At 73.7% G+C, this 13,394-nt stretch carries 5 protein-coding genes and 1 riboswitch; of the genes, 1 reads left to right on the forward strand and 4 read right to left on the reverse strand.

Annotated features, from left to right (window positions below; genetic code table 11):
• Positions 1-35: 35 nt before the first annotated feature.
• The 3 genes from pbpC to AACH10_RS23355 all read right to left on the reverse strand — a co-directional run bounded on the left by pbpC (position 36) and on the right by AACH10_RS23355 (position 8,756).
• Complete coding sequence (pbpC, locus tag AACH10_RS23345) at positions 36-2,381, reverse strand: penicillin-binding protein 1C (RefSeq protein ID WP_341412954.1); 2,346 nt, start codon at positions 2,379-2,381, stop codon at positions 36-38.
• Complete coding sequence (locus AACH10_RS23350) at positions 2,378-7,963, reverse strand: alpha-2-macroglobulin family protein (protein ID WP_341412955.1); 5,586 nt, start codon at positions 7,961-7,963, stop codon at positions 2,378-2,380. Before AACH10_RS23350 ends, pbpC begins: the two co-directional genes overlap by 4 nt.
• Positions 7,964-8,135: 172 nt before the next feature.
• Positions 8,136-8,756 (reverse strand): Uma2 family endonuclease, encoded by a 621-nt coding sequence (locus AACH10_RS23355; RefSeq protein WP_341412956.1) that lies wholly within the window; start codon positions 8,754-8,756, stop codon positions 8,136-8,138.
• A 38-nt stretch (positions 8,757-8,794) separates the two neighbouring features.
• Positions 8,795-8,901, forward strand: a riboswitch (S-adenosyl-L-homocysteine riboswitch).
• Between the two features lie 62 nt (positions 8,902-8,963).
• Between AACH10_RS23355 and metH the strand changes: the two genes are divergently transcribed.
• A complete protein-coding gene (gene metH / locus AACH10_RS23360; protein ID WP_341412957.1) occupies positions 8,964-11,711 on the forward strand; it encodes a methionine synthase in 2,748 nt (915 codons plus the stop codon).
• Between the two features lie 14 nt (positions 11,712-11,725).
• Here metH and AACH10_RS23365 read toward each other — a convergent pair whose 3' ends face one another.
• Complete coding sequence (locus tag AACH10_RS23365) at positions 11,726-13,261, reverse strand: YifB family Mg chelatase-like AAA ATPase (protein ID WP_341412958.1); 1,536 nt, start codon at positions 13,259-13,261, stop codon at positions 11,726-11,728.
• Positions 13,262-13,394: the final 133 nt, after the last annotated feature.

Below are 13,394 nucleotides of genomic sequence, written 5' to 3' on the forward strand. Positions count from 1 at the left end.
CCGCATCGGCGCCGGCCGCTCCGGCGGTCAGTCCCTCAGTTCGGCGCCGCCTGTGCCGCCCGCACGGGCGGTGCGCGCAGCTCGAAGCGCACCTCGTCCAGCAGCGCGCCATTGGCGTCCAGCAGTTGCAGCCGGTGGTGACCGGCGGGCAGCGTGGCCAGCGGCACGCGGGCGCGCACGCCGCTGTCGGGCAAGGCCTGGTCGTCCAGCCGCCACAGCCAGCCCTGCGCCGCGTCGGGCGTGCCGGTCAGGCCATCGGCCACGGCCAGCAGACCGTGCAGGGCGGGCGGGATGTCGGGGTCCCAGGCGATCAGGCTGCCATCGGGCGGCTGGGTGATGCGCGGGCGGCCCGGCGGCGGCGCGAGCGTGACCGTGATCGCAGCACCCGCCGCGCCCGTGGCGGCCGGCGGCACGGTGCCGGGCAGGAACCACTCGGTGCGCCCGGCCTCGGCCACGCCGGCCTCGAACACCACGCGCCGCGCCACCAGGCCCGCGGGTGGCGCCGGCTGGCGACTGGGCAGGGTGCGGTGCAGGCCGCGCAGGATCTCGGCCCAGGCCGGTGCCGCGCCGGACACGCCCGACACCGCGCGCATCGGCGTGCCGGCGGCATTGCCCACCCACACGCCCACGGTGTAGCGCTGGCTGAAGCCGATGCACCAGTTGTCGCGCATGTCCTTGCTGGTGCCGGTCTTCACCGCGGCCCACACCGGCGTGGCCAGCACGCTGTCGTGGCCGAAGGTGGCGGCACGGGCGCGGTTGTCGGACAGGATGTCGGCCACCAGCCAGGCGCTGGACGCGTCGATCACGCGTTGGGACTGGACCGTGGCGCCGGCCGGGTGGGCGGTGTCGGGCGGCGACCAGCGCACCGGGCTGGCCAGGCCGCCGTTGGCCAGCGTGCGGTAGGCGTTGGTCAGCTGCAGCAGCGTGACATCGGCCGCACCCAGCGCCAGCGCCGGGCCGTAGCGCTCGGACGGGCCGTCCAGCGTGTCCAGGCCCAGGCGGCGCAACCGCTGCAGCAGATCGGGCACGCCGGTGAGCAGCACGGTGCGCACGGCCGGCACGTTCATCGAGCTGGCCAGTGCGCGCCGCGCGCTCACCGGCCCGGCATGCTGCAGGTCGTAGTTGCGCGGGGTGTACAGGCCGGCGTCGGTGGCCAGCGCCAGTGGGCTGTCGTCCAGCAGCGTGGCGGCGGTCAGGTGCTGCTGCTCGAAAGCCAGCGCGTACAGAAACGGCTTCAGCGTGGAGCCGGCCTGGCGCGGCGCCGATGCGGCATCCACCAGCGCCGCGCGGCTGAAGGCCGGGCCGCTGCTGCCCACATAGGCCAGCACCTCGCCGCTGGCGTTGTCCAGCACCACGGCGGCGGCGTCCTCGGCGCCCTGGCCGGCCAGCGTGGCCAGCTGGGCGCTCAGCGCGTCGCGCGCCAGGCGCTGCACATCGGCGTCCAGGCTGCTGTGCACGCGCGGCGCGGCATCGGCCGTGAGCAGGCGCTGCGCGGCGTGCGGGGCCAGCGCGGGCACGGGCGCGCGCGCGGCGGGTTGCTGCAGCGCCAGCGTCAAGCCATCGGCATCGCAGTGGCCGGTGTCGGGCAGGCGGGCGGCCAGCGCGCAGGCGCGGCGGGCGGCCAGCGCCGGTGCGGCGTTGGGCTGGCGGATCAGCACGGCCAGCAATGCGGCCTCGAAACGGTCCAGCCCGCTGGGCGCCTTGCCGAAGAGGCCCCAGCTGGCCGCGCCAATGCCCTGCAGCTCGCCGCGGAAGCCCACCCGGTTGAGGTAGGCCTCCAGCATCTGCGGCGCGCTCCAGCGCGCGGCCAGGGCCTGGGCGGCCTGCATCTGCCGCCACTTGGCCGCCACGCTGCGCGGGCCGCCGTCGCGCGCCAGATCGGGCTGCAGCAGGGCGGCCAGCTGCATCGGGATGGAGCTGGCGCCGCGCACCGGGCCGGCGCTCGCCAGTGACGGCGCCACGGCGCGCAGACCGGCCTGTGCGGCGGCGCCGGCGGCGGACAGCCAGTCGACGCCGCCGTGCGAGAAGAAGCGCTGGTCTTCGGCGGCCAGCACGGCGCTCACCAGCGCCGGCGACACCTCGTCCAGCGCCACCCAGTCCAGGCGCCGGCCCTGCGCATCCAGCCGGCGCATGGCCAGCACGCGGCCCTGGCGGTCGAGCAGCGTGGCGTCGCTGGGGCGCCAGGCGGCACGCACCTGGGTGAAGGTGGGCAGCGCGGCGGCATCGCCCGATGCGGCGGGGTGGGCTGCCGATGCAGATGCCGCCGGTGCAACGGCTGCCGCCGGGGCACGCGAGGCGCCCTGGCCCGCGCCGGCCTGCGCCGCGCACGCGCCGGCCAGCAGCAGCGCGGCCGGCCAGCGGCGCGGCGGCCAGCGGCTCACTTCACCTCCAGCGGCGGCTGCGGCAGCACGGCGCGCTGGTCGGGCTCGTACATGGCCTCGAAGCGCGTGGGTGGCAGCGCGAACTGGCCGGCGTTGTTCAGCCGCAGCTGGTAGCGCAGCGTGCCGGCCTCGCCCCACAGATAGCGGTAGTAGGCGCGCAGGTGGCTGCTGCCGCGCTCCAGGTAGGCCGGCGGGATCTGCCAGCTGCCGTCGGGCAGTTGCCAGCCGCGCTGGGCATCGCGCGTCAGGTTCAGCTCGGCCTGGCCGCCCAGGCCGCTGCCCAGCACGGTGGCGCCGGGTGGGATGGCATCGCTCAGCACCAGCCAGCCGCTTTGGCGCGGCGCGGTGAAGCGCAGCGTGACCTCGGCCACGTCGCCCGCCGTCCACTGGCCTGGCACGGCCTGCTTCACCGGCGCCACGCTGCGCGTGACCGTCACGCCGCGCGCCTGCGGCTGCGTGACCGGCACCAGGGCCAGGCCGGCGGCGCTGGCCACGGGCTGGCCGCGTCCTTCGTGCGTCAGGCGCAGGGCGGGCAGCGCGGCGCTGGCGGACGAGGCGGCGGGGGGCACGGCCGGGGCCGCGCCGGGCGCAGCATCCTTGGGCGTGGCGGGCACCGCCAGCCGCAGCGTCGCGCCCTGCGGCTGGGCCTGCCAGTCGTGCGTGAGGGTCTGCGTGCCCCATTGCACGCGGGTGGTGCCGGCGATGCGGCCGACCGCCTGCGCGGCGCGCTGGTCCAGCAGCAGGCTGCCCCAGACATTGGCCTGGGTGGTGGCCCAGTGGCCGCCGCCGGCCTGCAGGTGCTCGGCGCCCAGCGCCAGCGCGTCGGTACGCTCGGCCAGGGCCGGCCAGCGCAGCGCCAGCGCGGCCAGGCGCACCTGGGCCACGTCGGCGCTGTACATCCACCACCAGCGCTGGTCGTCGTCGCGCGCGCGCAGGCGCAGGCCGCCGCGGCCGTCGTCCACCAGGCGGCGGTTCAGCTCGGCCAGCGCGGGCTGCTGGCGTGCGTCGCGCTGCGGCCAGTGGCTGGCGCGCTGCAGCAGGTCCAGCCATTGAACCAATGCGCGGTGGCCCAGGCGCGGCAGCGTGTCGGCATCGAGCTTCAGGCTGTCGGCCAGGGTGGCCGGGGGCTGGCCGTGGCGGGCCAGGGCTTCCAGCGCCAGCAGCTTGCGCTCGGTGAGCGCCAGCGCGTCGGCCGGTGCCCAGGGCTCGTCGGCCGCCAGCTTGCCCTCGGCGAACTGGCGCAGCGCCTGCAGCATGCGCTGGCGCGGCGCATCGGGCAGGGTGTAGCCGGCCTCGTGCGCGGCCGACAGCACGAAGGCGGTGAGCACCAGGCTGCCGTCCTCGCGCGCATCGCCCTGCGGGTAGTAGGCGGCCAGGCCGCGGCTGTCGAGGTACTGGTCCAGGCTGTCGGTGATGCGGCGCCACAGCGCCGGGTCCTTCAGCGCCACGGCCTTGCTGGTGCGCTGCTCCAGGCAGACGAACGGGTAGTCGCGCATGTAGGCGCGCACCGGGCCGGGGTCGGCCACCACGGTGGGGGCCAGGCTCAGCAGCAGCTCACCGCGGCCGGGCACGGCGCCGGCCGGCGGCTGCACCGGCAGGCTCAGGCCCGCCGTGCCCAGGCGCTGCGCGGTGGCCACGGTGTAGGCCACCTTGTCCAGCGGCGTGTCCACCGGCACCTGCACGGCCAGCGCATCGCGGCGCGGGCCGGCCGGCGTGTCGGCGCTGGCCTCCACCTGCCAGGCCTGGGTGCGTGCGCCGGCGGCCACCGGCACGCGCCACACCACGCGCTGGCTGGCCTGCGGCGCCAGGCTCAGGCGCTGCGGCGGCAGTGGCTGGCCATCCACGCGGGCCGTCACGCTGGCCTGCAGCGGCGCGTCGGTGGCATTGCGCAGCGTGAAGCCGGCGGCGAAGCTGTCGCCCTCGCGCAGCAGCAGCGGCAGGCCCGAGCTCAGCTGCAGGTCGCGCGTGACCGTGAAGCTGGCGCTGCCGGTGCCGAAGCGGTCACCCCCGGCCTCGGCCACCGCCACCACGCGAAAGCGCGTCAGGCTGTCATTGATCGGCACCTTCAATTCCGCGCGGCCCTGGGCATCGAGCGCCACGCTGCCGTGCCAGGCCAGCAGGGTGTCGAACAGTTCGCGCGTGGGGCTGCGGCCGCCGCCGCCGCCGGGCGGCAGGGCCTTGCGGCCGTAGTGGCGGCGGCCGATCACCTGCATGGCGGCGCTGGCGGTCTCGAAACCGTAGCCGTGGCGGCGCAGCATGCTGGGCAGCAGGGCCCAGCTGTCGTTGGGCAGCAACTCGAGCAGGGCCTCGTCGATGACGAACACGGTGGCCGAGCGCCCGGCGGGCAGCGGGCCGTCGGGCGCCGCCACCTGCAGGCGCACGGTGGCGGTGTCGCGGGTCTGGTAGCGCGGCCGGTCGGTGGCCACGCTCACGGCCAGCGCCTGGGCGCTGCTGTCCACGTCCAGGTGCGCCAGGCCCAGCTTGTAGGCCGGGCGGGCCAGGTCCACCAGCGCGGTGGCGGGTGGCTCGGCCACGCGGCCGCGCACCGCCAGCACGTTGACGAAGACGTTGGGCGCATACGCCGGCTTGATCGGCAGCGCGATCGTCGGCTGGCTGCCGTGCATCGGCAGCACCAGGGTGTCGATGACGCGGCCGGCGCGCATCAGGTTGACCCAGGCGCGGCCCTCGCGGAACGGCGAGCGCACCTGCAGCGTGGCCACTTCGCCGGGGCGCCAGCGCTTGGCCTCCACCAGCACATCCATGCGGTCGTGGTCGGACTGGGCGGTCCAGACCTCGCCGCCGTTGTAGAGCCACAGCGTGCTGCCCGCGCGGCTGGCGCGGCCGGCGCGGTCGCTGGCCTCGGCCTCGACGCGGAACTCGCCGCTGTCGATCTCGGCCGCCGCCGCGGGCAGGGCGCAGACGAAGCGGCCATCGGCACCGCTGCGGCCCTCGCACAGCGGCTTCATCTCGCCGCTCATGCGCTCGCTGACCCAGCTGTAGAGCCCGCCGATGGCGCGGCGGCGGTGCACCAGCCAGCCGTCGAAGCCGCCCTTCACGCGCAGCGGCACGCCGGCTTGCGGCTGGCCCTGGGGATCGAGCGCCAGCAGTTCCACCTGGCGCACCGGGCCGTCCTGCCAGCCGGGCGTCTTGATCCCCAGTACCACGGCGCTGGGCCAAACCACGCTGCGCCCCTGGGCGCGGTAGGTCTCGCCATTGGGGTCGCGGTACTCCATCTCGGTGACCAGCCACTGCGGTCCGGGCAGTGCGGCGGGCAGCGGCGTGTCGATGCGCGCCGTGCCATCGGCGGCGATGCGCAGGGTCTGCTCGGGCGAGGGGGCGGGCAGGCTGTCCTGCGCGTCGGCCAGGCCGAACTGCCAGCCGGGCCAGGCCTCGAACTGCGGCACATGGCGCTGCAGGCTTTGCGACACGCGCACGCTCTCGCCGGCCGCCGGGCCGCCCGACAGGTAGTCGAGCCGCAGGCCCACAGGGGCCTGGCTGCCGGCCGCATCCACCATCAGGGGTCCGGGCGGCGACAGCACCTGCGCCTTCAGCACCGGCAGGCGGAACTCCTCGACCCGGAACTGGCCGCCGGTGACCGACGGCCCGGCCTCGATCTGCCAGGCGCCGCGCTTGAAGCCCTCGGGCAGCGGCCACACGATCTCGGCCGTGCCGCGGGCGTCCCAGCGCAGCGGCAGGCTGCGCCGCTCGCCGCTGCCCAGGTGCACCAGCGAGGCCTGGGCCGGCAGCACGCCGGCCGGCGGCAGGGCCAGTGCGCCGCGCGCGTCGAGCTGGCGCCAGAACAGGCGCGCATGCAGCGTCTCGCCCGGGCGCAGCAGGTTGCGCGCCAGCACCGCGTGCACGCGCGCGCTGCCGCCGTCGCCCCACATCAGCGAGGCCAGCTGCTCGAAGCGCCAGCTCTCGATGCCGCGCTGCCAGCGGCTGCTGGCCAGGCCCAGGTCGTCGCCCTCGCGGGCAAAGGCGTACAGCGGACAGCTCCAGTCCTCGGCATCGGCGTTGGGCAGGTTCAGCGTGACCCAGCCATCGGCGTTGCTGCGGCCCTGGGCCTGCACCTGGCCGCGGCAGTTGCGCAGCGTGATCGCGGCATCGGTCACCACGCGTGCGTTGGTCAGCCGCGTGACCCACACCGCCACCTGGCGCGGGCCGGCGTGCTCGCCGCGCTGACCGAGATGCAGGTGCACGGCCAGATCCGTCACCAAAGCGCCGGCACGCACCTGCATCGGCTGCGCGCCGTCGAGCAGGCCGCGGCCGAGCAGGCGGCTTTCCACTTCCAGCAGGTGCAGGCCCGGCTGGCCCAGCGGAATGCCCAGCACCTCGAACTGCGCCGCGCCCTCGCGCCGCGGCAGCGGTTGCTGGCGGTGGCCGGGCAACTGGCGCAGCCAGGACACGGCGCGGGTGTCGATGGCGCTGCCGTCGGCACCGTCGCGCGGCTGGGGCAGCTTGAACGGGAAGCGTGCCGGGGCCGTGCGCGGGCTGGCGTCGGCAGCAGGGGCGGCGTCGCCCTCGAACTCGCCATTCATCTGCGCGTGGCTGTCGTCGGCCTGCTGCAGGCGGCCCAGCGTCTGCAGCGCCTCGACGATGGCCGCCTCGTCGGCGATGCGCAGCGTGCGCAGCAGCACCTGGCTGCCTTGCGGCTTGCCTTCCACGCCGCGCACCGTGATGGGCACCACGCCGCCCAGTGCGCGCTCGGCGATGCCGAAGTCGGCGCCGAACTTGGCCAGCGGCGGCAGCGGGCCCATCTGCACGGCCAGCACATCAGCGGGGCGGCTGCGCACGCCGGCCAGCAGGTCGTCGCCCTGGCCGCCGCGCAGCCGCGCCGGCCACTGCACGGTGTAGCGCTGGTTGGCCTTCAGGTCGGGGAACTCGATCTGGTCCAGCACCTCGGCGGCCAGCGCGTCGTTGCCGGCGGGCGTCAACGTGGGGCGCACCGTGCGTCCGTCAGCGCCGCGCAGCCGCAGGCCGGCCAGATCGCCACGCTGCACCGGCTGGGTGAACTGCAGGCGCACCGGCTCCAGCGGGTTGCAGCCGCTGGCGGCGTTGCTGCGGTTGCACAGCACGGCCAGCGGCCAGCGCCCGCGCACCGTGTAGTCGAAGCGCTGGCCCTGCCAGGTGTCGATGCCCGGCGTGGGCAGCTCGGGTGTGCGCACGGGGTTCAGCCAGCGCAGCGATGCGGCGGTGCCGTCGGGCAGGCGCGTCTGGCAGCGCAGCGTGATCCAGCCTTCGGCATCGCCCTGGGCGATGCCCAGGCTGCGCAAGGCCTCACGCCGCTCGGCGCCGGTGACCACCTGCACCGGCACTTCCGAGCGCACGCCCCAGACATCGCACACCGCGCGCGGCGGGCCGGACAGCGCAGCGGCCGGCCGCAGCGCGAACACCGGCCGCTCGCCCACCGCTGTGTCCGCAAAGGGGCGGACTTCGGCGATGCGTGGCTGGCGCGCGGGGGCGGCCTGGGCGGGCGCCACGCACAGCATGGACAGCGCGCCCAGCCATGCCAGTCCCAGCCCCAGCCGCACCCGCAGATGGCCCGGCGCCTGCCGATGCACTGGTGTGGCAAGCCTGCTCATGCGTTCCCTCTCGTGTGCTGTGGCATCCGCTCGTGCCCCGGCCCGGCAGCCGCCGGACGCGGCCATTGTGCGCAAAGGCGATGACGCACCGACGGCGGCCGGGCCGGTCACCCGCTTGCAACGGGAGGCGAGTGCAGGCCGCCCGAGGACTGCGGCCCGGTCAGGGGGGGGCTCAGGGCGGCGGCGGGGCGGCAGGCGCGGCGGCCGGCTCCAGATCGGCCCACATCGCCTCGGGTGGCACGGTGAGATCGACGCTGGCCAGGTGCACGGCCTGGCCGGCCTCGCTGGGATGCAGCACCCACAGGCCATCGGCGCCCTTGCGGAACAGGTCGCAGCGCAGGCGGTCCACATCCACCAGCAGGTACTCGCGCAGGCTGGGCAGCTGGCGGTAGGCGGCGAACTTGTCGCCGCGGTCGAAGGCGCCGGTGGAGGGGGAGAGCACTTCGGCCACCAGCACCGGCTCGCGCTTGATCAGGCGGTCGGACAGATCAGACGCGCTGCAGGTGACCATCAGGTCGGGGTAGAAGAAGCAGTCGGCGGCCTCGACGCGCAGCTTCAGGTCATGGGCATAGACGCGGCAAGGGCTGCCCGCGAGGTGCTGACGCAGCGCCATCACCAGGTTCAGCGCGACGGTGTTGTTGCGGTCTTCACCTCCCGCCATCGCGAACACCTCACCCGCGATGAACTCGGTCTTTTCCGTCTGGCCGGCATCCCAGGCGAGGTATTCCTCGGCCGTCATGCGCGGCTTTTGCAAGGCGTATCCCACGGCGCGCTCCGATGCGATGAGGCTCATGCGGGGCACTTTACTAGCCCACACTCTAGAATGCGACCCCTCCCGAGGAGCGTTGCGACGGCGGTTCTGTGCACCAGATACCCGCCGCCAGGCTCGGGACCGCGGACCGCTTGAGCGTCCGCGACGGCAACGGCGCTCACCCCACGCTGTATCCATCAGGCGTCCCGGGTGAGCCGGGCGCTACTCCTGTTGCCCGAGCCCGCTGCCATGACGACCGCTTCTTCCAACACCACTGTCGCCCCGATGCGCCTCTCAGGCCTGGAGCCGGTCTCCATCGGCCAGGGCACGCTGTTCCTCAACATCGGCGAGCGCACCAACGTCACCGGCAGCCGCGTGTTCGCGAAGATGATCCTCGAAGGCCGCTTCGAGGATGCGCTGAGCGTGGCGCGCCAGCAGGTGGAGAACGGCGCCCAGGTCATCGACATCAACATGGACGAGGCCATGCTGGACAGCCAGGCGGCGATGGTGCGCTTCCTGAACCTGATCGCCAGCGAGCCCGAGATCGCGCGCGTGCCGATCATGATCGACAGCTCGAAGTGGAGCGTGATCGAGGCCGGCCTGAAGTGCATCCAGGGCAAGGGCATCGTCAACTCGATCAGCCTGAAGGAGGGCGAGGCCGAGTTCAAGCGCCAGGCCACGCTGGTGCGCCGCTACGGCGCCGCCACCGTGGTGATGGCCTTCGACGAGCAGGGCCAGGCCGACACCTACCAGCGCAAGATCGAGATCTGCCGGCGCGCGTACACGATCCTGGTCGACGAGGTGGGCTTCCCGCCCGAGGACATCATCTTCGACCCCAACATCTTCGCGATCGCCACCGGCATCGAGGAGCATGCCAACTACGCGGTCGACTTCATCGAGGCCACGCGCTGGATCAAGGCCAACCTGCCGGGCGCCAAGGTGTCGGGCGGTGTGTCGAACGTGAGCTTCAGCTTCCGCGGCAATGAGCCGGTGCGCGAGGCCATCCACACCGTGTTCCTGTACCACGCCATCCAGGCGGGCATGGACATGGGCATCGTCAATGCCGGCATGGTGGGCGTGTACGACGACATCCCGGCCGATCTGCGCGAGCGCGTGGAAGACGTGGTGCTGAATCGCCGCGAAGACGCCACCGAACGTTTGCTGGAAGTGGCCGAGAGCGTGAAGGGCGCGGCCAAGGACGACACGGCCAAGCTGGCCTGGCGCGCGGGTGACGTGAACGCGCGCCTGAGCCACGCGCTGGTGCACGGCATCACCGACTTCATCACCACCGACACCGAGGAATGCTGGCAGGCCATCCGCGCCGGCGGCGGCCGCCCGCTGCATGTGATCGAAGGCCCGCTGATGGCCGGCATGAACGTGGTGGGCGACCTGTTCGGCCAGGGCAAGATGTTCCTGCCCCAGGTGGTCAAGAGCGCCCGCGTGATGAAGCAGGCCGTGGCCCACCTGCTGCCCTACATCGAGGAAGAAAAGCGCCAGCTCGAAGCCGCCGGCGGCGATGTGAAGGCCAAGGGCAAGGTGGTGATCGCCACCGTAAAGGGCGACGTGCACGACATCGGCAAGAACATCGTCACGGTGGTCCTGCAGTGCAACAACTTCGAGGTGGTCAACATGGGCGTGATGGTCCCGTGCCAGGACATCCTCGCCAAGGCCAAGGTGGAAGGCGCCGACATCATCGGCCTCTCCGGCCTGATCACGCCCAGCCTGGAAGAGATGCAGCACGTGGCGGCCGAGATGCAGCGCGACGACTACTTCCGCGTCAAGAAGATCCCGCTGCTGATCGGCGGCGCCACCTGCAGCCGCGTGCACACCGCCGTGAAGATCGCGCCGAACTACGAGGGCCCGGTGGTCTATGTGCCCGATGCCAGCCGCTCGGTGGGCGTGTGCTCGGATCTGCTGAGCGACGAGCGCGCCACCAAGTTCATCGACGAACTGAAGGCCGACTACGACAAGGTGCGTGAGCTGCACGCCGGCAAGAAGGCCACGCCGCTGGTGACGCTGGCCCAGGCCCGCGCCAACAAGACGAAGATCGACTGGGCGGCCTACACGCCGCCGGCGCCCAAGTTCATCGGCCGCCGCCAGTTCAAGAATTACGACCTGGCCGAGCTGGCCACCTGCATCGACTGGGCGCCGTTCTTCCAGACCTGGGACCTGGCGGGCAAGTTCCCCGAGATCCTGAAGGACGAGGTCGTCGGCGACGAGGCCGTGCGCGTGTTCAGCGACGGCAAGCGCCTGCTGCAGCGCGCCATCGACGGCCGCTGGCTGCAGGCCAACGGCGTGGTGGGCTTCTGGCCCGCCAACACGGTGGACGACGACACCATCGCGATCTACACCGACGAATCACGCAGCGAGGTGCTGATGCACTGGCGCCCGCTGCGCCTGCAGACCGAGCGCCCGGTGGTGGACGGCGTGGCGCGACCGAACCGCAGCCTGGCCGACTACATCGCGCCGCGCGCCGATGCCGGCGGCAAGCACGACTACATCGGCCTGTTCGCCGTCACCGCCGGCCTGGGCGCCGACAAGAAGACGGCGCAGTTCGAGGCCGACCACGACGACTACTCGGCCATCATGTTGAAGGCCATCGCCGACCGCCTGGCCGAAGCCTTTGCCGAGCGCCTGCACCAGCGCGTGCGCACCGAGCTGTGGGGCTATGCGCCCGACGAGGCGCTGAGCAACGAGCAGCTCATTGCCGAGCGGTACCGCGGCATCCGCCCGGCACCCGGTTACCCGGCCTGCCCCGACCACCATGTCAAGCGTGCGATGTTCCAGGCCCTGAACGCCGAGGACATCGGCATGGGCCTGACCGAAAGCCTGGCGATGACGCCGGCGGCCTCGGTCAGCGGCTTCTACCTGGCCCACCCCGAGGCGGCGTACTTCAACGTGGGCCGCATCGGCGACGACCAGCTGGCCGCCTGGGCCGCCGGTGAGGCGCTGGACGAGGCCGCCGCGCGGCGCCTGCTGGCGCCGGTGCTGGGCTGAAGCCGTTCAAGCGGTCAAGCGCCCGGCAACGCTCTCCGGTACTGCAGCGCCTCGGCCACCTGCGGCACGCCGATCTCGGCCGCGCCGGCCAGGTCGGCAATCGTGCGGGCCACCTTGATCACCCGGTGCAGGCCGCGGCCTGACCAGCCCAGGCGCGTGGCCGCCTGCTGCAGGAACTGCGCGGCGGCCGGCGCCAGGTCGGCCAGCGCGTCCAGTTCGGCGGCTTCCAGCAGCGCGTTGGCCTTGCCCTGGCGCGCCGTCTGGCGCTCGGCGGCGCGGGCCACGCGCTCGGCCACGGTGGCGCTGGGCTCGCCCTCAGCGTGGGCCAGCAATTCGGCCGGTGCCACGGCGGCCACCTCCACCTGCAGGTCGATGCGGTCGAGCAGCGGGCCCGACAGCCGGCCCTGGTAGCGGCTGATCTGCTCGGGCGTGCAGCGGCAGCTGCGCCCGGCCACCTGGGCGCCCAGCCAGCCGCAGGGGCAGGGGTTCATCGCCGCCACCAGCTGGAAGGCGGCCGGAAACTGCGCCTGCCGCGCCGCGCGCGAGATCGTGATGCGCCGCGTTTCCAGCGGCTCGCGCAGGGCCTCGAGCGCGCTGCGGGGAAATTCGGGCAGTTCATCCAGGAACAGGATGCCCCCATGCGCCAGCGAGATCTCGCCCGGCCGCGGCGGTGAGCCGCCACCCACCAGGGCCACGGCGCTGGCGGAATGGTGCGGCGCCCGGTGTGGCCGCTCGCGCCAGCGCGCGGCGTCGAAGCCTGCGGCGGCCAGGCCCTGCAGCGCGGCGCTGTCCAGCGCTTCGTCGTCGCTCATGGGCGGCAGCAGGCCGCCCAGGCGCTGGGCCAGCATCGATTTGCCGCTGCCAGGCGGGCCCACCATCAGGAGCGAATGCCGGCCGGCCGCGGCGATCTCGAGTGCGCGCTTGGCGGCGGCCTGTCCGCGCACGTCGCGCAGATCCGGCGGGCTGGCAGCCGGCGGGGCGGGCGGCGGCGGGATGACGACCGGCAGTGCTTCAGCGGGAGCCTCGTCGCTGTCGGGGCGCATCGCGCGCACCACGTCCATCAGGTGGCTGGCGCCGCACACCTGCACGCCGCCGGCGCGGGCGGCGGCCTCGGCGCTGGCCTGCGGCAGCACCAGGGTGCGGTTGGCGCCGGTGCGCCGCAAGGCCAGCGCCAAGGCCAGGGCGCCGCGCACCGGGCGCAGTTCGCCGGCCAGGCTCAGCTCGCCGGCAAATTCGGCCTGCGCCAGCTTGGCGGCATCGAGCTGGCCGTCGGCGGCCAGGATGCCGAGCGCGATCGGCAGGTCGAAGCGGCCGCTTTCCTTGGGCAGATCGGCGGGCGCCAGGTTGACCGTGATGCGCTTGTTGTGGGGAAAAGTGAAGCCCGAGGTGGTGAGCGCGGCGCGCACGCGCTCGCGCGCCTCCTTCACCTCGGTGTCGGCCAGGCCCACCAGCGTGAAGCTGGGCAGGCCGTTGGCCAGGTGCACTTCCACCTGCACCGGGGGCGCGTCCAGCCCGTCCAGGGCCCGGCTGGTGATCACGGCCAGCGACATCGTGGTGCCTCCTCCCGATGCGTTGTGGGTGTGCGCCGATTGTGTGCACGGGCTCGGGGCGGGTGGCAAGCCCTGCTTTATGCACCGCAGTGGTGCGTTTTGTGGGCTCGCGCCGTTGCGGTGCGCATTTGCG

Source organism: Pseudaquabacterium inlustre, assembly GCF_038066595.1.
Lineage (GTDB): Bacteria > Pseudomonadota > Gammaproteobacteria > Burkholderiales > Burkholderiaceae_C > Pseudaquabacterium > Pseudaquabacterium inlustre.